Origin of the sequence: Ruegeria spongiae (assembly GCF_023502395.1) — a bacterium.
Lineage (GTDB): Bacteria > Pseudomonadota > Alphaproteobacteria > Rhodobacterales > Rhodobacteraceae > Ruegeria_C > Ruegeria_C spongiae.
Window position 1 is genome coordinate 49,702 of sequence record NZ_JAMFMB010000025.1, and the last position, 24,074, is coordinate 73,775.

At 60.9% G+C, this 24,074-nt stretch carries 20 protein-coding genes and 2 pseudogenes; 6 read left to right on the forward strand and 16 right to left on the reverse strand.

The genetic code is table 11. From position 1 onward, the window contains the following. Positions 1-18: 18 nt before the first annotated feature. Complete coding sequence (locus tag M3P21_RS17200) at positions 19-1,056, reverse strand: lysylphosphatidylglycerol synthase transmembrane domain-containing protein (RefSeq protein ID WP_249711886.1); 1,038 nt, start codon at positions 1,054-1,056, stop codon at positions 19-21. Next, positions 1,049-1,789: an acyltransferase gene (locus tag M3P21_RS17205; RefSeq protein ID WP_249711888.1), complete on the reverse strand. Its 741-nt coding sequence runs from the start codon at positions 1,787-1,789 to the stop codon at positions 1,049-1,051. The genes M3P21_RS17200 and M3P21_RS17205 overlap by 8 nt, the downstream gene beginning before the upstream one ends. A gap of 267 nt (positions 1,790-2,056) precedes the next feature. On the opposite strand from M3P21_RS17205, the gene M3P21_RS17210 reads away from it, so the two are divergent. After that, positions 2,057-2,905 (forward strand): TylF/MycF/NovP-related O-methyltransferase, encoded by an 849-nt coding sequence (locus M3P21_RS17210; protein WP_249711889.1) that lies wholly within the window; start codon positions 2,057-2,059, stop codon positions 2,903-2,905. Positions 2,906-2,991: 86 nt separating this feature from the next. Here M3P21_RS17210 and M3P21_RS17215 read toward each other — a convergent pair whose 3' ends face one another. The 5 genes from M3P21_RS17215 to M3P21_RS17235 form a co-directional block, all read right to left on the reverse strand. Then, positions 2,992-4,458 (reverse strand): hypothetical protein, encoded by a 1,467-nt coding sequence (locus M3P21_RS17215; protein ID WP_249711891.1) that lies wholly within the window; start codon positions 4,456-4,458, stop codon positions 2,992-2,994. 218 nt (positions 4,459-4,676) lie between these two features. Continuing rightward, complete coding sequence (locus tag M3P21_RS17220; RefSeq protein ID WP_249711892.1) at positions 4,677-5,690, reverse strand: NAD-dependent epimerase/dehydratase family protein; 1,014 nt, start codon at positions 5,688-5,690, stop codon at positions 4,677-4,679. A 242-nt stretch (positions 5,691-5,932) separates the two neighbouring features. Further along, positions 5,933-6,325 (reverse strand): GtrA family protein, encoded by a 393-nt coding sequence (locus tag M3P21_RS17225; RefSeq protein ID WP_249711894.1) that lies wholly within the window; start codon positions 6,323-6,325, stop codon positions 5,933-5,935. Position 6,326: 1 nt separating this feature from the next. Continuing rightward, the gene (locus M3P21_RS17230) at positions 6,327-7,481 is read right to left on the reverse strand and encodes an NAD(P)/FAD-dependent oxidoreductase (protein ID WP_249711895.1); all 1,155 of its coding nucleotides are present in this window, start codon (positions 7,479-7,481) and stop codon (positions 6,327-6,329) included. Further along, entirely contained in the window at positions 7,475-8,554 is a 1,080-nt protein-coding gene (locus M3P21_RS17235; RefSeq protein WP_249711897.1) for a hypothetical protein, read from the reverse strand. The genes M3P21_RS17230 and M3P21_RS17235 overlap by 7 nt, the downstream gene beginning before the upstream one ends. A 289-nt stretch (positions 8,555-8,843) precedes the next feature. Between M3P21_RS17235 and M3P21_RS17240 the strand changes: the two genes are divergently transcribed. The 4 genes from M3P21_RS17240 (at position 8,844) to M3P21_RS17255 (ending at position 14,012) form a co-directional block, all read left to right on the forward strand. Further along, complete coding sequence (locus M3P21_RS17240) at positions 8,844-9,800, forward strand: NAD-dependent epimerase/dehydratase family protein (RefSeq protein WP_249711899.1); 957 nt, start codon at positions 8,844-8,846, stop codon at positions 9,798-9,800. A 13-nt stretch (positions 9,801-9,813) separates the two neighbouring features. Beyond that, positions 9,814-10,653 carry a sugar phosphate isomerase/epimerase family protein gene (locus tag M3P21_RS17245; protein ID WP_249711901.1) on the forward strand — a complete coding sequence of 280 codons (840 nt, stop codon included), beginning with the start codon at positions 9,814-9,816 and terminating at the stop codon, positions 10,651-10,653. Next, positions 10,650-12,515, forward strand: coding sequence for a glycosyltransferase family protein (locus tag M3P21_RS17250; RefSeq protein ID WP_249711904.1), 1,866 nt, complete (start codon positions 10,650-10,652; stop codon positions 12,513-12,515). The genes M3P21_RS17245 and M3P21_RS17250 overlap by 4 nt, the downstream gene beginning before the upstream one ends. A gap of 165 nt (positions 12,516-12,680) precedes the next feature. Continuing rightward, on the forward strand, positions 12,681-14,012 hold the full coding sequence (locus M3P21_RS17255) for a DUF8692 domain-containing protein (protein ID WP_249711906.1): 1,332 nt from the start codon (positions 12,681-12,683) through the stop codon (positions 14,010-14,012). Between the two features lie 180 nt (positions 14,013-14,192). Here the strand turns inward: M3P21_RS17255 and M3P21_RS17260 are convergent, their stop codons facing one another. The 9 genes and pseudogenes from M3P21_RS17260 to M3P21_RS17295 form a co-directional block, all read right to left on the reverse strand. Then, a complete protein-coding gene (locus M3P21_RS17260; RefSeq protein ID WP_249711907.1) occupies positions 14,193-15,782 on the reverse strand; it encodes an ArnT family glycosyltransferase in 1,590 nt (529 codons plus the stop codon). 201 nt (positions 15,783-15,983) lie between these two features. After that, positions 15,984-17,180 carry a glycosyltransferase gene (locus tag M3P21_RS17265; RefSeq protein ID WP_249711908.1) on the reverse strand — a complete coding sequence of 399 codons (1,197 nt, stop codon included), beginning with the start codon at positions 17,178-17,180 and terminating at the stop codon, positions 15,984-15,986. Then, positions 17,177-18,028, reverse strand: coding sequence for a sulfotransferase domain-containing protein (locus tag M3P21_RS17270; RefSeq protein WP_249711910.1), 852 nt, complete (start codon positions 18,026-18,028; stop codon positions 17,177-17,179). Before M3P21_RS17270 ends, M3P21_RS17265 begins: the two co-directional genes overlap by 4 nt. Positions 18,029-18,059: 31 nt before the next feature. Further along, a pseudogene (locus tag M3P21_RS22765) lies at positions 18,060-18,245 on the reverse strand (DapH/DapD/GlmU-related protein); the annotation flags it as partial. An 81-nt stretch (positions 18,246-18,326) separates the two neighbouring features. Continuing rightward, positions 18,327-18,902, reverse strand: a pseudogene (locus tag M3P21_RS22770) (LbetaH domain-containing protein); the annotation flags it as partial. Positions 18,903-19,094: 192 nt separating this feature from the next. Further along, positions 19,095-19,370: a hypothetical protein gene (locus tag M3P21_RS17280; protein WP_249711915.1), complete on the reverse strand. Its 276-nt coding sequence runs from the start codon at positions 19,368-19,370 to the stop codon at positions 19,095-19,097. Then, positions 19,367-20,122: a PIG-L deacetylase family protein gene (locus tag M3P21_RS17285; RefSeq protein ID WP_249711917.1), complete on the reverse strand. Its 756-nt coding sequence runs from the start codon at positions 20,120-20,122 to the stop codon at positions 19,367-19,369. Before M3P21_RS17285 ends, M3P21_RS17280 begins: the two co-directional genes overlap by 4 nt. 163 nt (positions 20,123-20,285) lie before the next feature. After that, entirely contained in the window at positions 20,286-21,827 is a 1,542-nt protein-coding gene (locus M3P21_RS17290; RefSeq protein ID WP_249711918.1) for an FAD-dependent oxidoreductase, read from the reverse strand. Continuing rightward, positions 21,824-22,606, reverse strand: a complete 783-nt coding sequence (locus tag M3P21_RS17295) for a hypothetical protein (protein WP_249711920.1) — start codon at positions 22,604-22,606, stop codon at positions 21,824-21,826. The genes M3P21_RS17290 and M3P21_RS17295 overlap by 4 nt, the downstream gene beginning before the upstream one ends. Positions 22,607-22,771: 165 nt before the next feature. Here M3P21_RS17295 and M3P21_RS17300 point away from each other — a divergent pair, with 165 nt between their 5' ends. Next, the gene (locus M3P21_RS17300) at positions 22,772-24,034 is read left to right on the forward strand and encodes an O-antigen ligase family protein (protein WP_249711922.1); all 1,263 of its coding nucleotides are present in this window, start codon (positions 22,772-22,774) and stop codon (positions 24,032-24,034) included. Positions 24,035-24,074 lie beyond the last annotated feature (40 nt).

Sequence of the window (24,074 nt, forward strand, 5' to 3'; positions counted from 1 at the left end):
AAGCCTGCGTTCCGGGCGTCAGCCCCCTTCACGGGCCTCGGGCCAGGCCTCTGCCGGGGGGTGGTGACGCTTGCGCAGCGCGAACAAAACCCCACCGGCGGCGGCCTGCAGCAGCACCATCGACAGCGCGATCCAGGCCAGCGAAATGGCCTCGGCGGCGCCAACCCCAAAGGCACCGAACAGATAGACGAAGATCTGCTCGCGGATGCCGATGCCGTTCACCGAAGCCGGGATCATCATCACAAAAAGCGAGACCGGGATGATCCCGAAATAGATGATGATCGGCAGCTCGATCCCCAGCGACAGACCGATCAGGTAGTAGTGCAGCACCACATTGGCCTGGAACACGATCGAGATGGCCATGCAGCGATAGACCGCATCCATGCGGGTGCCGAAGACCCGCGCGGTTTCCGAGATATTGGCGGCGATTGCGCGCAGCTTGGAAAAGCCGGGCAGGCGCCAGATCCGGGCTTCGCTGCTCTGACGTCGCATCAGCATCAGCGCCAGCCCGGCCAGCACCAGCAGCGCCGCAACCGCCGCCAGAATCCAGTGGATGCCGGTTTTGCCGACGATTTCTCTACCCACAAGGGGCAGCGCCAGACCGGCCAGCACCAGCAGGCCGAACATGCCCGTCAGCCGCTCAACGAAGAGGATCAGGAAGGAGCGTGTATACGATCTGACCCGGTCGGAAATGTCATAGGCGCGCATGAAATCGCCGCTCATCAGACCGGGCAGGAAGGCGTTGAAGAACACCCCGATCGAATAGGCGCGCAGCAGCTCGATCAGCGGCACGGCAAAGCCCTGCGCGGCCAGCAGGATCTGCCAACGCCAGGAACACAGCAGGTAGCCCGCCACGTTGAGCGAGAAGGACAGGATCAGCAGCCAGGGATCGGCGCGCCCGATCGCGCTCCAGATCTCGTCCATATTGTCGATCTGGGTATAAAGCAGCCAACCCAGCAGCCCGGCGCTGATCATCGCCTTGATGGCCAGTGAAATCACCGCACGTCTGCGGCTCTTGGCAGGTTTGGCCACCTCTGGGGGGGGCGTGTCACTCATCTTCTTGCACCCGTTTGCGGAACAGCTTGGCGGGCACCCCGCCCATGATGCTCAGGGGGGCCACGTCTCGGGTCACCACGGCGCCTGCCGAGATAATGCTGCCACGCCCGATCCGTACCCCGTCCAGAACCGTCACGCCACCGCCCAGCCAGACGTCATCCTCGATCACGATGCCCTGGCTCTCGAAACCCTGGGCATTCATCGGTCGCGTGAGGTCGCCGAATTTGTGGTTGCCCGCCACGATATGGCAATGCCCGCCGATCAGGGCATTGTCGCCGATCGTCAGCCCGCCCTGACCGTTCAGGATGGTATAGGCGCCCACGAAGCAATTGTCGCCCAGCGTGACATGCCCGTCATAGCCGGTTTCGAACCGCGCGCCTTGGATGATCTGGTTGTGCGCGCCCAGTGTGACCGTGGCATCCACGCTTTTGATATCGAAAGACACGGCTTCGTCGATCAACGTGCCTGCCCCGATCGACAGGCGTCGCGGGCAGCGCAGAGTGACACCGCGCGAGATCGCCGCGCCCTTGCCGTATTGCCCCAGCAGGGCGGGGTAGATCTTCTGCCGTAGCAGCAATCCGGCGGCACCGGGGAAATTGCTCAGCAACATGGTGATCAACTCGTATTTTACCAGATCCCGCAGGCGCGCGCCGCCAACGATCCGGGCCATGTAGCTTTTCAAGGCGCCGTCCCGGGATTGGGTCAGATGCTGTCCGTCGATATGCCGGCCCATGAAAATTCCTGTTGTCGAATACCTGCCGCGCGCAGCGGCTCGCCCTGTCTAGCACAGCCATCGGGAAATGATATCGCCGTTGCGCACCGTTGGGCGGCGGGGCAGGGGGGAGAGTGGCGCGAAACCCCCGCGCGGATCGCTGGACAGCGCAGATGCCGCGACCCTATAGTCGGCCTCGACCCGGCGCTTCCGGGCGGGCACCAAAGGGAGGTGCCTTTTTAGTCATTGTTTAGGTATTTCGGACAATCAGGTCCGGGGGGAAAGAGTATGGACAAATTAAAGGGTGGCGGGTTTCAGAAGATACTCTCGATCGTAGGCCGTCTGATTCCCGGCCTGCGGCTGAAGACCACCATTTATCTCAAGCTGATCTATGGCCCGCGGAAGTTCTTCCGCACCTACACGTCGGGTTTTTACCGGATCGATCACATCTATGACGTGATGAAAGAATTCTCGAACCAGTTCGAGGGCAAGTTCTCGGTCATCGAGTTCGGCGTCGCCGATGGCTATGCCTTCACCAAGAAGCTGTATGCCGCTGAATATCTGGGCGTGTCCGACCGGTTCCGGTTCCACGGCTTCGACACGTTCGAAGGCCTGCCCGAGATCGATGACGATGTCGACAGCAGCCTGGTGGCGGGCGACAGCTGGGAAGAGGGGACATACAAGGGCCGCCAGGAAGAACTGCAGGCCCATTGCGCCGAAAGATACGACAATTTCGAACTGCACAAGGGGCTGTTCGAGGACACGCTGACGCAGGAGTTTCTGGACACGCTGGAAGAATACAAACCGGCGTTGATCTGGATCGATTGCGATCTCTATTCCAGCACCAAATCGATTTTCGAGCGGCTGCTGCCCTATATCCCCACCGGCTGCGTGATCTATTTCGACGACATCTACTACAATTACAGTTCGCGCTTCACCGGCGAGATGCGCGCCGTGCACGAGATCAACAGCGGCAAGTTCGGTGAGAATGTGGAACTGGTGCCCGATACGGCGCTGTCGTGGGATTCCAACCGGCTCTATCGCATGATCAACATGGACGCCAAGACCAAGCATGTGCTCAGGAAGACCCGGACCGACGGCATCCGGTTCCGTGCCGACGATTCACCTTTTCCCTGATCTCCGGCCAGATCGGTCGGCGCCGTGCATGGACCCTGCCGCCCGGGTGGAGCACACCGAAACGTTTCGGGAAATGGGGTCCGCCTTTATCCGGGTTTGCGACCGGTCGCGCCGGTGCGAAAAACCAGCAATGTCGCAAGCAATGGCAACAGCCATATGATCCGGGCCTGATACCGGTGATGCGGATCGGACAGCACACCGGTGACGAGCGCGTTGCCCACCATGGTCACGAGCACCAGAACGACGAGAATGCGCAGCGACCGGTCTGTGTCTGCGCGTGATACCAGATACAGGACCATCGCCAATCCGGCCAAGGCGGAGAGATACACGACAATCGAAAGCGCCTCGAACGGGTAGCGCCCGCTCACGGCCCGGGAGTCGCCATAAGCCGCGAGTTCGCTTTGCGTCATGAACGATGGTGCGGCTTCCCGGAACACCCGTTTGGCCGTCTTGAATTCGAACAGGCCGAACTTGCGGATCTGGGTCAGAAAATTTCTGGCGGAGGCGGTGAACTGAAGGCCGGGCCATTTTCCGGCGGCGGTCAGGAAGACGGCGGCGTCTTCCCGGGCGAGCCGGGTTTTCATCTCTGGGTCTGCTTGCTGGTAAAAACTGTCTCCCTGCCAGAGAAACAGCGTTGAATCGGTATTGGGGAGCGGCCGCGCGGCGCAGATCGCAAATTCGTCCGGATCGCACCCCTGCTCGATCATCCGCGCCACGGGCCCATCCTCGATCCCGCGCGCCGTCAGGAACGGAGGGTTGACCGGCCAGCTTCCGAAAACGGTATAGGCGACGAAGGCGAACAGAAAGACCCCAAGAATTCCGGTTGCGAAGGCAGATGTAACGCCGATCCATCCGGAAATGCGAGGCCGGTATTTGCGCGAAACCGCCAACAGGGTAACGAATAGGATCAAGCCAAGAGAGACCAGAATATGACTGCTGTGGAACAGTATGACGGCCACAAGAAGGCCCCACAGGAAAACAAACGCGCTTCGTGACAGTGTGCCAGTGCGGTAGCAAAGCAAAAATATGATGAGAGGGATCAGGCCTGAAAACACATCGGGCATGCTGTAGCTTGTGAAGTAAGGCAGCGGAGTAAGTGCGGCACACACAACTCCTGCTGCCAGAAAGGCTGAAACAGGTCGTTTCGGACAGACCTCGCGACACACCAGCCAGACCACCAGGGCTATGATGAGGGATTGGAATAAAACGATCAGAAACGGGCTGACTTGCCAGAGATTGAACAAGATCACCCCGTAATAGGGTGAACGGGACATCTGGATTAACTTCTTGCCCCCGTCGTTGCCGGCATTTTCGTCGGGTGGGTCGCCGGCCTCGGTCGTGGTGACCGAAATGTTGCTCGGAGCGTCGTTGCTCAAAGGGTCGGCGCGTTCGGATTTCACCACCACGCCGGTAACCGCTTCTCCCGCATCGTAGTAGCCGTGGGTGTCGAAAAAGACGAAGGGAAATCCGTTCAGCGCCGCTGGTATACATTGTAGCAGGGCAAAAAACACAATCGCGGCGAGAGGTGCAAAGTTACGAAATCGGCCTGACACTAGAAACTCGCGGCAAAGACAAAAAAAGCTTGATACATTAATGGCATATTTGCAGCCAGATGCGAGATGTTTCTCGCGGATATCCCTCTATCTTCGCATAGATGTACCTAACTTTGCGCCGATGACCGGGCGTTTCCCGCCGGGTGCGATCACCAGCGGCAAGCTGACACATTCCGGTCCGCTGCCCATAATCGGTTGGGTGTTGCCCGACATTGGGCTTACTTTCTGTAATACTCTCTGAACCAGGCAACGAACAGGTCGATGCCGTCGCGAATGTCGGTCTGCGGTTGATAGCCGGTCAGCGTCTGCAGCAGCGACGCATCGGCCCAGGTCGCCGGGACATCGCCCATCTGCATCGGCATGTAGTTGCGGATCGCCTTCTTCGACAGGCTCTCTTCGATGGCCTCGACGAAATCCAGCAGCCGCACCTTGGTCGAGTTTCCGATATTGACGACCCGGAACGGGGCCACCGGCGACAGGCTGTCGCCGGGAGGGATGTCTTCGGCTGTCTGCGGCCGCTCGGGAACCGCATCCACCAGCAGGCGGATGGCGCGCACGAGATCGGTCACATAGGTGAAGTCGCGATACATGTCGCCGTGGTTGTAAATATCGATCGGGCGGTCATCGAGGATGGCATCGACAAATTTGAACAGCGCAAGGTCGGGCCTTCCCCACGGGCCATAGACCGTGAAAAACCGGAACATCGTCGTCGGAAGGTCCCACAGATGCGCATAGGAATGCGCCATCGCCTCGTTGGCCTTCTTGGTGGCGGCATAGATGGTCAGCTGGGTGTCGGCCTTTTCGGTCTCGCTGAAGGGCATGTCCTCGTTGGCGCCATAGACCGACGAGGTCGAGGCCATCAACAGATGCTGCACGCCCAGCCGGCGGGCGGCCTCCATCACATTGAACGTGCCGATCACGTTCGAGTCGATATAGGAGCGCGGATTTTCCAGGCTGTAGCGCACCCCGGCCTGCGCTGCGAGGTGAACCACGATCTCGGGCTGGAACGCGTCGGCGACCCGGTCTAGCAGTTCCTGGTCTTCCAGCATGCCCTCGGTTGCCGCGAAATTCGGTTTCTGCAACAGCATGGCATGGCGGCGGCGTTTCAAAGCGACATCGTAATAGTCCGTCATGCCGTCATAGCCGTGGACAACAAACCCCTCGGACAGAAGCAATTCGGCAAGGTAATAACCGATGAACCCGGCGCTGCCGGTGATCAGGACACGTTTCATCTGGGTTTGCTCTCCTGGTACCCTCAGGTATGGTCCGTTTTCTACTAGCCATGTTCTGCGGTTTGAACCACCCCCGGGTTTTCCGGAGCGTTATCGGTCCAATAGGTAGGCTGCTTTCCGGTCGGCATTCAAGTTCACATGGAAAGCCGTTTTTGCTTCTCGCGGCGTGATACATCTGACAAGCTTTGGCAAACTTGGGCTGCGATATCAGCCCGCATGCGGAGGAGAGCCGGGCTCTTGCCTCAATCTGCCCGTCTGAAGACGATCCGCCTGCTCAGGATGTAATTCACCAGCAGTGACACCGCCGCGCCGACGGCCAGCGCGTGCAACTCCGATGACAGAAACAGGCTTGCCACTCCGACGAGCACAAGCCGTACGGCCAGGGCAAATCCCGTCGACAGCAGATACATTCCGAGGCGTCGCAACGACAGTCTGGAGGTCTTGCTATGGAAGGACCACAACTCGTGCAGCACGTAGTTGAAGCAGGCCGCCGTGAGAAATCCAACTGCTGCGGCCAGCACCAGAGGCAGGTCAAACCCCACCGCCAGCCACAGCGACACGCCGATATCCACCGCAAAGCCAAGACAAACCACCGTAGCGAACCTGGCGAGTTCTCCCCAACTCCTGTCGCTCATGTCAGGCTGCCTTCCAGACGTATCTGTCATGGGCGTTGCGCCAGATGCCGCCCATGCGCTTCAGGCAATCATAGAGATCGTAGATGTTGTCGAGCTTGCCACCGAGCACTGAAATCACCCGGGAGTCGGGGTGTGAGCGGTGGAACAGGATCGGGCGGCCATCGTCGTGCTCGTTCTTGATGAGTACCGATTTCACGTCGAAAATCGAACGCTGCCACTGTGCCTCGGCTATGCTGGGCATGTAACGGGCAGCATCGAGAACCATGTGAAGGTACCGGCTGTCCTGCGGCAGGCGCGCGCCCACCTGATAGGCGCTTTCCTCGGTGGTCTCGTCGGTCCAGCTCGTATGCGGCGTATACCGCACATGGGTCAGCGAATAGAGATTCTCCGCCGGATAGGGCATCAGCGAAAAGAACGGCCCGTCCATGACCGTCACAGCGAGCCCGTCAAAGGCTTCGGGTGGTTTGACCAGGGCGATCTCGGCAAATTCGTGCTTTAGCGGCGCCAGGGGCAGGCCGCTTTGCTTCAGGAGCCCATTGATCTGGGCATAGGTTATATTGAAAACCCACTTTGCCCGTATCGTGGAACCGTCCGAAAGCTGCGCTTCGGCAACATCGCGCGCTGGATCCTGCCGGATTTCCGTCACCGTCTGCCCAAGCCGGACATCCACATTGAATTGCCGCAGTCGGCTGGACAGCAGGTCGCGCAGCTGCCGGTAATCGAAGGCAAATTCGCGGCATTCGAACACGGCCTCGACCATGTCGGGCTCAAACAGCGCGGCCCGCTCGCGGCGCGCCTCGCGGATTGGCGCGCCCATGTCCTGAAACATCCGTAGAAAGCGCTGCCCCGACACCTTCGATCTTCGGCGGGAGACGGCATAGAGCATGTCGAAATCGTCGATGATCGCATTGGGAAAATCGGTCACGAAGCGGCGCTGCAGGAATGCCGATTTCGCTGCCGTCACGAAGCTTCTGGGATAGTGATATCCCGAATGAACCCTGGCCTGATTGACCCGGGACGAGCGCGTAAGAAGTTCGGTTTCGCTTTCGATCAAAACGACATCTTCGCTGATCGAGCGCAAAAACAGAGCAAGGCAGCACCCATAGAAACCGCCCCCGATCACGACGAAACTGGCGTCGATGTCACGCGCTACCACCGTGCGGCCCCTTTCGCTTTGCGGTGGGTTTCGAGTTCCGGTTGCTCCGGCAGACTGTCGTAATCATCAGCGTCCTCCGCCAGCGGCGCGTCGATTGGCGTCGCCGCATCGTGCTCGATCTCGACATTCAGATCGTGCAGGACCTGGTCGAAGAGATCGACATTATTGATCTCTTCGACCACGGTTGTGTCGATGTCGGGTTCCAGCAGGTCGAGAAGCTTTTGCAATGCCATGACAATGCCGAGCAGCACAACACCGAGGAAGAAGGCAATGATACTTTGTGCGACCGCAGTCGAGAACCAGCCTGCGGCGATGTTCTCGAGCGTCAGCAGGATGAAAACGGCATAGATGAGATAGGTTAACCCGAACAGGGCGACGATGAGCGAAATTGCCGCGATCACCGGCAACAGCTTGGGGGCAATATTGACCAGAAGCCGGTAGATCAGGCCGGCCCGCCGCCCCATCTGCCGAACATCACGCTGCTGAGCGTTTGCAATCGGAATCTGGCGGTAGGGAAAGCTGGCATTGCGCGGGGGAAACCGCATCGCGAGATCGCGTTCGGGATGATTTTGCACCCGATTGATCCATGCGCGCGGATAGCTCACCGTCAGCGTGTAGCGCGGGGACACCGAAAATCCGGACATTGCGCCAAGTGTTTTGTAGACCCAGCCACCGCTCGTGCCCTTGCCCGTCGAGCAGGACACTGCCGCCCCGGTTTCCTGCGCGAGTTCCACGAGTTGCGGTATGTTCACCGCCTCAAGTTCGTCGGGCGCGCTCAGGACCGCTACGTCTCCGATGGATTCACTCGCCGCGATCACCCGCTGGCGATAGAAAGAGGTTCCCGAAGCCACTTTGATGACGCGGATGTTCGGCGCCGCCGCGATCACCGCGCCGACGAATTCCTCTGTCGCCACATCGGCGTCGGTCACGAACACGATTTCCCAGAACCGGTAGTTTTGGCCGAGTTTCTGCGCGGCACTCTGGACCGAGGCAACCGCCTTGGACTGATCGTCAAGGCCGGCAAAACACAACGATACCAGTATGTCTTCGCGTCGGCGCGGAATGGGACGCATCGGTCACTCCCTAGACAGGTATATTCCACCGGACAGATAGCGTGCTCGGAACTCGTACCTGTTATGAAAATCCCTGCCGGGCGACAAGCAATCAATCACTAACGAACCTGCGATACCACGTACCAACTCTACACAAACTTAAACTCAAAGCGGCGTTACGATCCAAGCCAACTCAGCCTGCTTGCCTGCCTAAAGTATCCGTGCTACCTGAGATTAGTCAACAAAATGCGCGTGATCGGGGGCGGATTGGTTATGTTGATGGAACAATATTCTTGATGCGGGCGTTTCTTTGCGTGGATTGATCGGCTACACGGGCTTCGTTGGCCAGAACGTGCTGCGGCATCAGACTTTTGATGCCTGTTATAACTCCTCCAACATAGATCAGATCGCGGGCCGCCCTTTCGATCTGCTTGTCTGTTCAGCCGCGCCGGCGACAATGTGGCTGGCCAACCAGGACCCCGACGCGGACCGGGCCAATCTGGAAGCCCTGCTCGACAGGGTGCGGTCGGCCCGGGTCGACAGGCTGGTACTGATCTCGACGATCGCGGTCTTTCAGGACGCATCTCAGCCCCTAACGGAGACAACCGAAGCCTTCGAGACTGATCTCGCATATGGCAGCAACCGGCGTGCCCTCGAGGTCGAGGCGATGCGCACGTTCGACGATGTGACTGTGCTGCGGTTGCCAGCCTTGTTCGGTGAGGGCCTGAAGAAGAACTTCATCTTCGATATTCTCAATCCGGTCCCGTCATTTCTGAAACCGGACGTGTTCGAGGCCGCAATGGCGGCAATGGACGCGCCTGCGGTGGCGCTCCTGGAGCGGGCCTTTGCGCTTGATGATGACATTGGTATGTGGCGCTTCGATCGCAGCCAATACGGCCGGGGGCGCGACGGCGCGCTGCTTCGGGAAGCCTTCGAGGCCTTCGGAACCACTGCCCTGGCCTTTACCAACCCGGCGAGCCGCTTCCAGTTTTACGATCTTGCCAATCTCTGGGCAGATATCGAGCGTGCGCTGCAGGCGGGCATCGACGTCCTGAATGTGGCGACGCCGCCGATCGCCGCGCGGGAGATTTACCAGACCCTGGCCGGCGAGGACCTGCCGGACAATGCTGCCCCGGTTGTCCTGCAGGACATCCGCAGCAGGCATTGCGCGGCCTGGGACCGCGACGATGGATACCTCTATGCACGGGACGACATTCTGGGCGCGCTCCGGAGCTTCTGTGTGCGCCAGCGGGCGGGCGCGGCATGAGGATCCTGGGCCGATGATGCGGCTCGGCGTATCGAACCTCGCGTGGACGCCGGAACAGGCGGGCGATGCCTATGCCCTGCTGCAGCGCTTGGGCGTCCGTGGGCTCGAGATCGCGCCGAGCCTTCTGTTTGCCGATCTTGAAACGCCACTCCACGCGGATGCGGGCCACTGCCAAGCCGCACGCGACGAGGCCGGAACCCATGGGCTGCAACTCTGCTCGATGCAATCCGCCCTCTTCGGGCTGAGCGATGCCCGGTTGTTCGAAAGCCCCGGGGAACGGGCCAACTTCGTGCGGGGCATGGAAGAGGCGATCGGGCTGGCCGGGCGGCTTGGCATCCCGACCGTCGTGCTGGGGTCCCCCAAGAACCGGATCATGCCCGGGACCATGTCCCCCGAAGAGGCTGAGCAGATCTGGCGCGAGGCATTCACGTGCCTGGCCGCAGCCGCTGAGACGGCCGGAACACGCATCGCGCTCGAGCCCAATCCCGATGCCTATGGCACGAATTTCTGCACCAGGCTGGATGAGACGCTGTCAGTTGCCGAGCGGGTCGGGCATCCGGCCTTCGGCGTCAATCTTGATCTTGGCGCGCTGCTTCTGAATGACGAGCTGTCGGGCCTCCGCGGTGTCCTGGACGGTCGTATCACGCGGGTGTTTCATGCCCATGTAAGCACCCCCTATCTGAAACCGGTCTCGCCGGAGGCCGAAAGCATCGGCAGCTTCGTCGAAACGCTTTCAATGCTCGGTTACGAGGGATGGCTCTCGATCGAGATGGTGAATGTATTTTCCGACGTCGCCGCCGCCATCGCTGAATGCCAGAACGCGCTCGCGCGGTCGGAGGCCGGGGCGGGATGACGGCGATGCAGGGAGATGCTCAGAAGCAGTCAGGGGCGCGTTCGCGATCCGTGCCGGACTTCAAAGCCGATGTCCTGTCGGCGAAACAGTCGAAATACTGCGTCGTCGTGCCTGTCATCAATGAAGGCACCCGCATTCAAAAGCAGCTCGAACGCATGCAGGAAGCGGTCCGCGACGTCGATGTGATCGTGGCCGATGGCGGTTCGGTGGACGGCTCACTCGAGCGCGACTTTTTGCGGCATGCCGGCGTGCGCGCCAAGCTGACCAAGCTCGGCCCGGGCCGGTTGGGCGCCCAGTTGCGCATGGCGTATAGCTGGGCGCTCGACGAGGGCTACGAGGGCATCATCACGATCGATGGCAACGGCAAAGACGGGGTTGGTGCGATCAACGGCTTCCGCGATACGCTCGCCGATGGCGCGGATTTCATCCAGGGATCGCGGTATGCGAAGGGCGGAGAGGCCGTAAACACGCCGATGGTTCGCTGGTTTGCCGGGCGCTTCCTCTTTGCGCCGGTCCTGTCGGCTGGTGGCGGTCACTGGTATACGGAGATCACCAACGGTTTCCGGGGATATTCGCGGCGACTTCTGCTCGATGAACGCGTGTCGCCGTTTCGCGACACATTCATGTCCTACAACCTTCTGTTCTATCTCTCGGTCCGGGCTCCGCAGTTGGGGTACCGGGTCATGGAGTATCCGGTTCGCCGCGCCTATCCGGACAGCGGCAAGGTTCCGACCAAGATCACCGGCCGAGGCGCGAAGGTCGCAATCATGGGCGAGCTGGTCCGCTCTGCGCTCGGTGCGTTCCACCCCGCTCCGGTCGGTATTCTTGGCGACCGGTATACGCCGGTTGCGCCAGCGGTCGCCTGGGGCATGAGCCTGTTGGTGATGGCGGTTTACACCATGCTCGCGCTCGTCGCGATCCTCCATCACGGTGCCCCCTTCGCGGGCGAGGCGACGCTTGCCAAGATCACGCCCCCGCAGCTTCCGGGTCTGGGGGCGGGGCTTTGCTCGGCAGGGCTCATCGCCCTGAGTCTCGAGCGGTTGCGAAGCCTTTCCATCGCCCCTGTGGTGCTGGCGCTGATCTTCCTGTCACCACATGTAATCCAGCATTCGATCAGCGTCGAACACGGCGTCTTCGGGATTTTGGCAATGGCGATAGCGCTTTATGCAGCCTCGGTCGCGATTACCGGCGGGGACCGCACCGGTTTCATCTGGCTTGGCGCCCTCCTCGTGGCGGTGGCCGCCTGCACGGTCCCGGGCGCCATGATTGCCCTGGCGGTGGGACCGGCTGTCCTGTTCTGGGTGCTGTCCCGGGATCAGGAGCGGCGTGCCGCGCTCTTGCGGCCGTGTCTTGTATCCGTCGTCGTCGCGATCCTCTTCGCGTTTTTGTGGTATGTTCTGGTGGTCGGGCCGATCCTTGAACAACAGATCGCCGCTTATCCGGATGCCTATGGCAATCCCGTGCTTTCCAGCATGTGGCCATTCTGGAAACAGCCTGGAAACGGTGTGCTTGGCCTGACGGCCCTTGTCCTGCTGGCCGGCATGTTTGCCGCACTGCGCTATCAGCCGTTGATTGCCTTTATTCTGCTGCTGCAGGCGGGCCTCTTCGCATTCGATGTGGCCGGTGCATTGCCCGGGCTGATCCCGGGGCAATTGATCTTTCTCACCCCGATCTCTGCGATACTCTTGGTCGTCGGGGCAGTCTCGCTCACCCGCCTTGCCGCTGCGGGTGCTGCACGGCTTGGGATGCCTGTGCCGGAGTTTCGTTTCGGCCCCGTCGGATATGTGGCTTTGGCAAGTATCACGCTGTTGGTGATGGCCATCGTTGCGTATGGCGCCGCGCTGGGTGTTGAACACCCATAGCTCAGCCCGTTCATCGCTTATATGCCAATACCGAACCCAGCTTGGGATCAGATGGCCTGCCGGTAAACTGTGCCGGAGCCGATAGACGAACGCCTTTCTCGGAGCGCTGGCAAACAAGACCGGCCGCAACGATGCCCGGGGCTTCGATGAAGGAGGTCTTTGCACTTGCAGTCTTTTTGGCGAGTGCAATTTGCAAAACCCACCCAAATCTGTAACAATTTTATGAATGTTTTGTGTCAGTTTATTCATGAGGTGACGTCAATGGTGCCATTCGAGTTGCCGTCATCGCGATTTGCCATGGGCAGACTTTCGGTCGAATTTTATTTCATAGCGTCAGGGTGCGCGGTTCTCGTTCTGATGGCCTACCTGCTTGAATACCAGGCAGTTTCCAATGGATTTCATTCGGTCCCGAAGATTCTCCAGGAATTCAATCTTGGGCAAGAGAACAATCTGGCGGCGTGGTTCTCGGGTGCGCTCCTTGCGGTCATCGCGCTTCACGCGATGGACGGTCACACCCTGTTCCGGTCGGTTGCACCACGCGTCGCCCGGGCGTGGGTCCTGATCGCGAGCGTGCTGCTCTTTCTGAGCGCAGATGAGATCGGTTCACTGCACGAGAGGCTCTCAGGCATCGGCAGGTCGATGGGAGTCGGGTCCTGGGGCCTTCTGCTCCCGCTTGGCGCGGTTCTCGCCATTGTGCTGCTTTGGGCCATGGCGACGCTCTGGCGGGCAGGCGGTGCGCAGCGCAAGCAGGCGCTGATCCTGATGGCGGGTTTCGCGCTGCTGGGCTCGGTCGCCGTACAGGAATTCCTTGAACACGCGTTGACCTGGGATAGCGCCCATGCAAGCGCCGCGCGGATTGCAATCGAGGAGGGCAGCGAACTGCTTGGCATGCTTATACTTTTGGGTGTCGCCATCAGTAACTCGGCCGGGCTTTTCGCCGATCGATACGGCCACCACGGTACGCTTTTCGAGGTGCTTGTGGAGCGCCGTCGCGGTTTGCTGATCACATTGATCGTAGCGGCGCCGGCAATATCTTACTTGACTGCCGGTCTTCAGGACCCGGGGCGCGGGCGGCCTGCGGATTGGCTGGCCTCAATGGCGTTTCTTTCAGCAGCAGCGGTCGCCGCGGGTCCTTGGCTGCAGGACCGGAACGGCAATGCAGCCCTCGTGACAGTCAGTCTGCTGCTTGCGCTCTCTTGTGCCTGCATCGCCATATCTCCCGACGGGATCATCGAAACCGCGATCATGACTACAACCCGCAGAGCGGTGCTTCTTGTCGTGCTGATTGTGATACTTTTGGCAGCCAGTTACTGGTCGGGACATTGGAAAATATCACCTGTGAGGCTGATAATTCTTGCCGGGGTGTGCGGTGCTCTGCTGGCGCTGTCGGAAAGCCGTGTCATCGCGTTCCTTCTGACCATTGCGCTTGGCGCGGTGATCTACCTTGAAATGTCGCTGGCACAGGAAACGGAACCGCGCCTCGACAGGGAAGTGTGACACTTCTGCTTTGCTAATATGAGACATTCTAACTTTGCGAGCGATCATTTTGTAATAGAGTTTATGTTAAAATATCGACGCCGCAATCAGGCCAACGCTTTTGTCCGAATGTCACATTGCTGCGGATGGTCCTGGCGCTCTTGGTGTATTTCGGATCGCCTCGACAGGACCGGGTGCAAATCAGCGGGGTCTAGCTTCGGAACATTCGCCCGCCCCCGGCATTTCGGTCGGCGGAGTTTCCCAATGGAAAAGATAGATCTGGCCGGTATGTTCGATCCGGAATGTGATATCAGAGGTCGAGAACGTTTTCAGAAAATCCGGGTAGCCGCCCCTTGGAATCCATCTGCTCAGGAAGACAAACACACCTCTTTTGTTGCATCCGATAACCTTTTCCAGCGAGCTGAGTTTGTGGATCAACGGCTTTCCGGTACGCGGATCTATGTCGAATTCCTGCATTCCCGGCAGCCAGTTCTGGCTGAAGGTGATATCCAGCCCGTCCAGGAACTCAATTGCGAAAAGGTCGTTATGGGAGACGATGACCGCCCCTTCATCGCGGGCGTCGGCCAATCGGTTTCTGGCCTCCGTCACGTCGAAATTCGGTTTGAATGGCGGGCGTGTTTTGCCGAGGGCGTATGACATGGATTTTGTGACGGCCATGTTGGAAATGATGGAAAACACAAATGCAAAAACGAGTATGCCATTGACCAGCAACTGACTGGCCTTGGGGCCGAGGATATCCCTCAGCGCGGATCTGGTTGCCGTCCGAACCGCTGGATAGACGGCCTGGACGCCCATGGCCCAAAGCGCGAACATGAAAGGTGAAAAATAGTAGATGTATCGGAGGTTGTGGTTGCCGGAAAACGTGTGTGCGATGAGACCGACAATACTTATTACAAGGCAGAATCCGGCCGGGCGCGGTGTGTTGCGCAAGGCGGCAATCGCGAGAAACGGTGTGATCGGCCAAAACAACGGATAGGTATCACGCAGCACGCGGTTATAGAAAGTGGTATCCACCGCCCAAGGCGAAAACGTGTAATGCGCCCAGTATTTCTGCAGGATTCCAAGGCTGAGTGCCCATAACAAAACTGAAACCCCGGCAGCAGCCAGAACGCCGATGATGACCAGCCTGCTGGGCTGTCGCCATATGACCGGCAACACGATAAACGCGATGACCCAGGCCACCAGACAGAAAACTCCGATAAGCGTTGTCAATTGGAACTGCAGCGCGGTCCAAAAAAACACAGCCGACAGCGTGGCCATCGTAATGCGGTGCCAAAACCTCTTGTCCGGAAGAAAAAGAGCATATGTCGCTATGGCGCCTGCAAAGAAGAGAAGGCCGTGCAAGGCGTAGAAACGCACATATTGTGACACATACATCCCGCTTGGCCAGAACAGCAAAAGCAATGAAATGACGATCGCCGCCGTCTTGCCAGCATTGCGGTATGTCCAAAGCACCGCGAGCAGGATCAGCAAGGCACCAAAGAACACATTGGGTAATCTTGCTGCAGAAATTTCTCTGGACCCGGTGAGATCCAGAACATGGGCGGTCAGCATCGTGTAGATTGGGGTGCGTGTGTACTCGCCATCGGCGATCGCGAATGTGCCCGTGTCGATCCAACTGCGCGCGGCCAGCAAATGATAGAGCTCGTCGTAATTGGGCCCTGCGTCGAGCTGGGAGAGGCGCGTCACGATGGCAAGGACAAAAACAATCAGGCCGATTTTCAACTCGCCCCGCCGCGTTAAAAAGTCGTGCCCTATTCCGGTTTTCATTTGAAATCTTTTAACCACACACATTTAAGCTAACAGAACCCAAGAAAGGCACAAGGCTATGCCACCAGCGATTATCCCAAATAATTGGGCGGTTCCGCCATAGCCCGTCAGCTGGAAATTCAGTCTGCCGCAAGGGTTTTCCGAAAGTTTCCGGCTTTCGTTTCACCATCAGGTCAGATCGCTTCTCCTTCCACGCTTGTCTTAGAAAGTAGGGCCTGCCACCTTATGCCGTGTCTGAGGCCGGTCCGCGCCGAATGGCAGCAGGATGGTGTCACGGATGTCTTCCGGGCTCTGGCAGAACAGGGTGTCAGGCATTCGCAGCAAGGCTTGGCGCTGTTCTGCTACCGTCACCGGGCTCAGCCTCTCGAGCAGCGCCACTAGCGCCTCGACAGATGGCTCCTCGATGGTCCAGCCCAGGCCGTCCGCCACCCGCCGGCCGGTCTCGGTGCCAGCCACGGCAATCGAGGGGCAGCCGAAATAGCCAGCCTCGTAGATCCGGTTCGGTAGCAGCCAGGTTGAATTGGTACCCCATTGCCACAGATCCTGGGACCAGACGATGTCGCAGGCCGTATAGATCGGAGCAAGCCCGTTGGGATAATCGTACGGCCCAGCATAGCTTACGTTGGGATGGGCAGCGATAATGGCATCGAAATCGGGCAAGGCATGCCGGTGCACAACGCCATGCATTTCCACCCGCAGCCGGGGACCCAACCGGTTTGCGGCTTCGGTCAGCAGGGCGAGGCTGCGAGCACAGCGCAGCGTGCCCACCCAGCCCAGCACCAGAGGCCTCTGCGCGTCCGGAGGGGGCACGTCGACCGGGTCCGGCCGGTCCGGTCCCTCCGGTCCGCTCCAAAGCTTGTTCTCGATCAGTGCGCTGGGGCCGGTCCAGCCCTGCACAGGTTCAAAATAGTTCCGCAGAAAGGCCGGAGACGAGACGATCAGTGCCGCGCAGCGCTTAAGCAGGAACCGCTCCACCGCCCGGAAAATGCGCCCCTTGAGGGTCTGGTCCGTCATCAGCCCGTGAATATCGAGGCATTCATAGATCAGCGGTGGGCGGGGTCGGATCATTGCGCGTGCGGCGGCGGCGATCACCAGCATATCGAGATTGCGCGCCACGATCACATCCGTGCCGCGCATCCGGTTGCGGTTGCGGGCCACCTTGAGCAGCGATCCCAGAATGGCGCGGATGCGACCGGACATGTTCTGGTTCTGGGTATCGTAGAGATGGATATTGGGCCAGAATGGCTGGAATTCGGCATTCATGTTGTCGCGGCGCATGGTGAAGGCCAGCACCTGGAACCCGCACTCCATATAGCTGCGGATACGCCGGATCTGCGCGGCTTCACCGGCATCGAAACCGAAGACCAGCAGCCGACGCGGTTTGTCACCCTCCGTCACTCCGCCGCCTCCCGTGTGTCCCAGGGCAGGGTGTTGCGGCCCAGAAGCGTCCGCAGCGCCTCCATCTCGGGGGCGAAATAGGTGGCTAGCTGGGCTGCTGTTTCAGGCCGTATCGGCGGGATCTCGTCGCGGATCTGGATGCTGTTGGCGCGCAGCAGCCGCGCCACCGGCGGTGTGGCCTTGACCCGCGCCAGCGTGGTTTCCAGACCCTGCCGCCGCAGCCAGTCGCCGCCCGCGCGTAGCCCCGCGCGCAGAGCCGGGAAGCGTGCCCGGTCGCTTTCATTGCGCCGCTCGCGCAGGATGGCGCTGTCGAATGTGGGATCGACCCCGAAAAACGCAAAGACTTCGGCCGCCGCCGCATCCGGATCGGCCGAGATATCTTCGGCGAACATCACTTTGACCTGTGCCCGCGGGAAGGCATCGAACCAGGGGCGCAGATGGGTGGCGTAAAGGCCCTGCTCCAGATAGGCAGGGTTGTTTTCCATCCCCTCCTCGAAGGGGCAGGGCGGGATATGGCCCTTGACGATCTCGTGCATGTGGTTGGAAAAGGCCCGTTTCACCGGATCGCGCAGCAGTGCCAGCACTTTCAGGTCCGTCCGGTAGGCGGCGGCGCGGGCAGGCGCGCGGGCATCATGGAAATAGGACGGCGAGCATTCGAACCAGACCCGCGCACCGGGCGCTTCGGCGAAATGGGTTTCGTACCAGCGATAGCCCCGGTCGAAATAATAGGAGAAGAAATCTACCTCCTTGGGGTCGGACAGGCCGATCTCGGGATGTGAGCCGGCCACTGCGTGCAGCCAGGACGAGGCACATTTCTGGGCGCCGATGCCGATCACGTCAGGTTTCATCTCTGCTCTCCGAACCGTTCCGCCGCATCTTTCATGACCGCTGCCCGATGGGTCGTGCCGGGCATCCGCCGACAATGGTGTTCTCCGCCACGTCCGAGGTGACCACCGCACCCGCACCCAGGATCGCGCCATCTCCCACGCGCACCCCGTCCAGCACCCGAACCCCGGCTCCGACCCAGACATCATTGCCCAGCACAACCGGCCCTTTGGTCACCAGCCCCTGTTCGACCATCGGCCCTGCCCCCAGCGCGGTCTTGTAACGCCCACCGCCGAAATAGCATTGCCCTGCGATGATCGCGTGATCGCCGATCTCGATACCTGAGACCGCCGAGAGCGTGGTCTGGCTGCCGATCGAACAGTTGCGTCCGATCTTCAGATACCCCTGCTTGGCCACCAGGATGCAATCCCGCGCGATCAGCGTGTCGTTACCGATCTCAAATGCGCCCGTACCACCGGTCCCGCGCGCATCCAGCGCGCAATTGTCGTCGATCATCACCCGGTCGCCCAGAGACATGAACATCGGGCAGCGCAACGACAGATCGCGACCGAAATTCATGCCCCCTCCCGCCTTGCCGAACAGACCCGGATAGAGCTTTTTGCGTAGCGCATATCCCAACGCGCCCCGCACCCCCGCAACCATCATGACCAACTCGTAGTGCAGCAGGCGTCCCGGCTTGGTATCGCCGACGAAAAACGCCTGATACTTGGCCAACGCTGAGCCTTTGGCGCTCAGTGCAGCCACGACCTGGTCCTTGTCCGGATCTGCTGCCTCTGGGGCAACCGCCAGTGGTTTATCCCGTGGCGCCATCGCGGTCATTCCCCCTGCCCGTCCGGGCCCGCCCTGTCGGCTAAAGCGTGTCGTGGCAGATCGCATCCGGAGGCAATCGAGAATGCGCTATGTGTCGCAAACGCCGTCTTGCCATTGCCTGCGTGGTCATGAAACTGGTCAAACGCGACATGCTTTAGCAAAGCGCAATTCAGCGCGCGGGGCGGATGCTTAAAATCTAAAAAACCCACTGGTACATTCCCGAAACGAACCTTTCAAAGGATAAGTTCACTTGCCACATTAAGCGGGTTTTTTCCACGGCAACAGGTACTGCTTACCCGTCGCCGACAAGGCTTTGCAACATTGTCCGACTGCCGGTTTTATTGTTCCCGCGACCGCCACTATTTGGTCCGGCGCCGTGCGCAAATTCCGCATCCGACGCATCACCGGCGAAGGCTGCGCGGGTGGTTCCGCCAGTAGCACGATAGCAGGCGGCGGGTCACCGCCATCGGCCAGTTCGGCAGCCATGTGTGGCCCGAATGGGCTGTCACGCAGGATCGGGACAACACCCATCATCTGAACTCCTGAACTGGAGGGATGTGAAAGAACACCTCGCGGTCGCGAAAGAAAAAGGACAGGAACGCCTCGGGTAATCCGGGCCAGTCTGGCTCTTCCTCCAAAAGCCCTACCTGCGAGCGGTGCTGGTCCAGCGCCCGGCGTTTGCGCGCCTGCAGACCTTTGATAGAAACCGAAGAGACATGTGCGGCGCGCAGGGTCCGCAGCATCTGGACGACGCCCAGTACATAGCCCGCCTTGTTGGTTCGCCCCGGTGGTCGCCAGGAACGGAAATCGAAACTCCAGACCGGATATTCCCAGTGGATCGCTCCACCCAGCCGGCCCTCGCCAGCCAGATGCCGCACGGCCTGTGCCAGGGCGACATGGTCGCGATGGCCGTCCACCAGGGCGCAGACATAAATCTCGTCAGGCCGTCGTGCGGCGATCTCTTCGGCCAGTCGGTCACGCAGATCCCTGGCATGTTGCGCCAGCGCGCCGTCGGGGAAGCGCAGGAACGAGACATGGTCGGGCTCCAGGCCCAATTCGCCGCAGGCCAGCCGGGTTTCGCGTTCGCGCATCTCGACCAGTGCGTCGCGTGAGGTGGTGCAGGTCGGATCATCCAGATGGGACGCCGCCCCGTCGGTGGCCACAATCACCTCGACATGCGACCAGGCGGCCAGCTTGTGCATGACCACCCCGCCGCAGCCCAGCGTTTCGTCATCGGGATGTGGTGCCAGCACCAGGCAAGACCGCCCGGCAACGATCTTGGTCACATCTTTCGCCTTCAGAGCCAGCCCCCGCCAGAATGCATTCACCGCGGCTTGTTCCATCCGATTCCAGAAATGGCGCACGTGATTAAGTCCCCAGAAAAATAATTAACAGCTACAAATCCCCGACAACAGCCTATCGCGCCAAGATCAAAAGTAAATATTGCCGTCACCCGAGTTTGACGCTTTCCGGCCTGCTGGTTTCGATGTCACGTAGAACGGCTGCGATTTCCGCCTGTTTTAACTCTGCATCCCAGCCGCGCTCTGCCGCCATCAGATCCGCCACCGCCGCCAGCCGGGCCTGGCCCGCAGAGCCTCGCAAACCACCGGTTTCCGCCAGCGGCATACGCCGCAGCACCAGATCCGCCAGCGTCACCGCCATTTCACCCTGCACCGCCTCGCGCACCCGCCCGGAGGTGCTGTCGGGGCAATCGGGATCACAGGATGCGAGCCCCACCGCCGGCAGTTCCGTGGTCAGGCTGGGCGAGGCTCCGCCCCGGCCCAGCTGTGCGACCGCCAGATCCACCGCGCGTTCGGCGATCAGCCTTGCGGTGGTGTATTTGACGCCGATCACTGAGATCAGCCCGGCCACGTCATCGGCGGCGCGGTGGTCGATCAGCGTGCCCTTTGTCTGGCGGCGCACATCGCCCCGGCTGTCATCCACGTCTGCCGGGATCAGACCCTGATAGACATGCAGGATATCGCCACGGGTCAACGCCAGCGACGGGCAGGCCAGATCCAGCTCACCAAGGAAGTCGTCGATATCCTTTCCGGCGCGCGGCGGGATATGGGTGCCCGGCCCAGGCGCTTCGTGGGTGCCGATGATCAGCTTGTCCCGCCAGGGGGTCAGGAAATACATCCGCCCGCCCCGGTCGACCACCGCATCCGAACGTGCCCGGCTGACCACGCCCAGGCCATATGTGCCACCAGGGCGGTCCACGGTGATATTGGTGGCGCGTGCGAAACCGGGAAAGCGCGCCTGCGCGCCCTCGGGCAGGACTGGTGCTGCCAGCTCCGCCGCCGCCGCCCCGGTGCAGGACAGGATCACATGGGCCGAGACCTCGCCCTCTTCCCCGGTCACCTCGTCGTGCAGCCGCGCGCCGGTGACCCGGCCCGCTTCGGTACGCAAGCCGTCTACGCGCATGTAATTGGCCAGATCCGCCTGCGCCTCGCTGGCGGCGCGCAGCGCGGCCAGTTGCAGACGGTTGGCATCCAGTATCTGCCCGTCCCGCCACAGCCCGCCGCCGCGCAGGTCGTCGGGCGCATGATCGCCCAGCCGGTTCCGCGCTGCCGCTCGGCCCAGCACCCGCGCGGCAGGGTAATCCGGCCCGCGCAACCCGGTGGAGGCAATGTTGTAGAGCGTCGCCGCCGCCGCAAAGGCTTCGGGTCCCTTGATCCCATAGCCGGTGAGCGGAATGACGAATTCCAGCGGGCGGACCAGATCGGGGGCGGCGAATTGCCAGAACGCCCGCTCGCGCGCCGAGGCCCGCAGGCGGGCGAAATCCAGATGCTGCACATAGCGGATGCCGCCATGCATCAGCTTGAGCGAGTTATGCGAGGTCTCCGCCCCGAAATCGCCCCGCTCCACCAGCGCCACGCGCAACCCCCTGAGCGCCGCGTCGCGGGCCGTCATGGCGCCATAGATGCCGCCGCCGATCACCAGCACGTCATAAGGCGCGGTGCGCAGATCGCTCAGCCCGGCCCGTTTCATGCCGCCTGCGCCCCATCACCCTTGCGTCGCCGTAGCGCGATCTGTTCGCTCAGAACCGCCCCCAGCGTGCGGCGCTGGCCAAAGACCGGCGGTTGGGTGTCCAAGGCCAGCAGCCGCTGCGCCATGTCGATGGCGGGCCGATCCGGATCGAGCCTGCCCGGCAGTGTGAAGCCATAGCGCCCGACCCCGTCTTCCGCCCCCGGCAGGGGCAGTGGATCAGTGCCTGGCAGAACCACTGCACCACCGAAGAGCGGCACCCGCCAGCCCGGTGGGCGGCCGGCATTGTCGCCCAGCGACACGCCCGGCCCGCTCCGCGCCAGTTCCGCCACCAGCCGCCCGCGGCGCCCCATCCATTTGCCCAGCCCCCAGGGCAGCACCGCCGGAATGGCATCGTCGTGCAGTTCCGCCAGCAGTGCTGCGGCGGGCTGGCCATCTTCGAACCGCCGGGTGGTGGGAAGCGCGAGAATCTCGATCCCCTCAGAGGTGACCACCTGCCGCCCGGCGATCACGGTCAGCGCCGCCCCGTCCCGATGCAGAACCAATGCCCCCGGATCCTGCGGGATTGTTCGCAGTTTCCACCCATCGGGCGGCGCGTCCGAGCGCAAGGCCTCAAAGGCGGAATCACGCGCCGTCTCGGTCAGCAGCAGGCACCCCTGCCAATACGTGGCCACTGCCGGCACGGCTGCCGACAAATTGCGCCATGCCGCTTCAAAAAACCGTTGCCGGTCAGCGCTGCCGTAAAGATGGACATGGCCATCCACCAAAATCAGTTCGGTCATCGAAATCTCCCGGATACCGGCCCGGCCCCGCAGCAGTTTTTCACACACCCGGGCCGGGGGAAACCGTCAATCGGGCCATATTCCCTGCGTGGTGGACCTGCCGGGGCTGGATCACAATGCGCGGATCGTGCCAAATGGGCAAAACTCCTGTGCGGTCATTCGTTCATGTCGACCACTTTTATCTCAGCCGCCGATCCACATCGCCCCGCCCGCACCGAGGCGGAGCGGGGTGACGCACGCCGGGATTTCTATGCCTTCGCCCTCTGGGTGCTTGTGACCTTTGTGCAGTTTCGCTTCGACGAACTCCTGCTTTATCCGCTGGCGCTCTACTTTACCTATGCCGCCTGGCGGAACCAGGTGCAGATCCTGGGGCTGCTGCGCCGGTCGTGGATTCTGCTGAGCTTTCCCGTCTGGTGCCTGATTTCACCTCTCTGGGCCGTAGAGCCGGCCGCCGCCTTTAAAGAGGCGCTTTATTTGATGCTGACCATGCTGATCTGCTACCAGGTTGCGGCCAGCCTCACGCCCCGGCAGATCATGTACGCGGTGCTGCTGGCCACCGGGATCATCGTGGTGGCGAACCTGCTGAAAATCTATGGCTCCGGCGACGGATCGAACGGGATTTTCGTGCACAAGAACCAGATGGGCAAGAACATGGTTGTGGCCTGGATTGTGGCCACGGCGGTGATGCTCGATCCCGGGTCAGCCCGAAAGCTGCGTTGGATCGCCGGGTGCATCGCTTTGCTAGCGGCCTATTCCGCTTTCATCAGCGGGTCTGCCACCGCCGTGCTACTGGTACTGGGCACCGCAGCGGTTAACCTGTTTGGGGCGACGATGCTGCGGGGCGGCCTGCTGCGTGCCAGACGGCTGGCGGTTCTGTGCCTCATGGTGGGCAGCATCTTTGGGGCCGCGACCCTGGTCCTGCCCCATACAGAAGTCGATCCGGTGGAACCGGTGCTGGAGGCGTTCGGCAAAGACCGAAGCTTGACCGGCCGCACCGGCCTTTGGGAATATGCCGAACAGCAGATCTCGGCAGAACCGTTTCTAGGGGTCGGGAGTGGTGGGTTCTGGCGCTATCATGACTCACCGCTGGTGCGCCGTATATTCGAGGAATATTATAAGGGTCCGCGCGCCAAATTCAATTTTCACAACAGCTTTTTCGAGATCTCCGTACATCAGGGGCTGATCGGGCTGGGGCTGGCCATCCTCTCGACTCTCTGGGCATTTGGTTGGCTTATCCGTGGGGCATTCTCGTTGGCTTCAATGTCCCAGATCTACTTTTTCTCCCAATCCTTGGCGGTGATTGCGCGCATGTTTACTGAATCGGGGTTCCTTGCCCCGTTCGTTATCTTTCACATGCTGTTCTGGATCGGGGCTCTGTCAGCATCCAAAAGCCATATGGAGCGTGCCCGATCCGGTCGCTCGGCCTGAAACGGAACACAAACCGGGTCGGTGAGGACGGTGTTACGCC

Excerpts from the sequence above, each read along its gene's own strand:
- M3P21_RS17280 (WP_249711915.1), bottom strand. The coding sequence starts at position 19,370 with ATGATGGGTGTTGTCCCGATCCTGCGTGACAGCCCATTCGGGCCACAC.
- M3P21_RS17250 (WP_249711904.1), top strand. The coding sequence starts at position 10,650 with ATGACGGCGATGCAGGGAGATGCTCAGAAGCAGTCAGGGGCGCGTTCG.
- M3P21_RS17200 (WP_249711886.1), bottom strand. The coding sequence starts at position 1,056 with ATGAGTGACACGCCCCCCCCAGAGGTGGCCAAACCTGCCAAGAGCCGC.
- M3P21_RS17205 (WP_249711888.1), bottom strand. The coding sequence starts at position 1,789 with ATGGGCCGGCATATCGACGGACAGCATCTGACCCAATCCCGGGACGGC.
- M3P21_RS17210 (WP_249711889.1), top strand. The coding sequence starts at position 2,057 with ATGGACAAATTAAAGGGTGGCGGGTTTCAGAAGATACTCTCGATCGTA.
- M3P21_RS17235 (WP_249711897.1), bottom strand. The coding sequence starts at position 8,554 with ATGCGTCCCATTCCGCGCCGACGCGAAGACATACTGGTATCGTTGTGT.
- M3P21_RS17245 (WP_249711901.1), top strand. The coding sequence starts at position 9,814 with ATGATGCGGCTCGGCGTATCGAACCTCGCGTGGACGCCGGAACAGGCG.
- M3P21_RS17290 (WP_249711918.1), bottom strand. The coding sequence starts at position 21,827 with ATGAAACGGGCCGGGCTGAGCGATCTGCGCACCGCGCCTTATGACGTG.
- M3P21_RS17225 (WP_249711894.1), bottom strand. The coding sequence starts at position 6,325 with ATGAGCGACAGGAGTTGGGGAGAACTCGCCAGGTTCGCTACGGTGGTT.
- M3P21_RS17300 (WP_249711922.1), top strand. The coding sequence starts at position 22,772 with ATGTCGACCACTTTTATCTCAGCCGCCGATCCACATCGCCCCGCCCGC.
- M3P21_RS17260 (WP_249711907.1), bottom strand. The coding sequence starts at position 15,782 with ATGAAAACCGGAATAGGGCACGACTTTTTAACGCGGCGGGGCGAGTTG.
- M3P21_RS17220 (WP_249711892.1), bottom strand. The coding sequence starts at position 5,690 with ATGAAACGTGTCCTGATCACCGGCAGCGCCGGGTTCATCGGTTATTAC.
- M3P21_RS17295 (WP_249711920.1), bottom strand. The coding sequence starts at position 22,606 with ATGACCGAACTGATTTTGGTGGATGGCCATGTCCATCTTTACGGCAGC.
- M3P21_RS17270 (WP_249711910.1), bottom strand. The coding sequence starts at position 18,028 with ATGAAACCTGACGTGATCGGCATCGGCGCCCAGAAATGTGCCTCGTCC.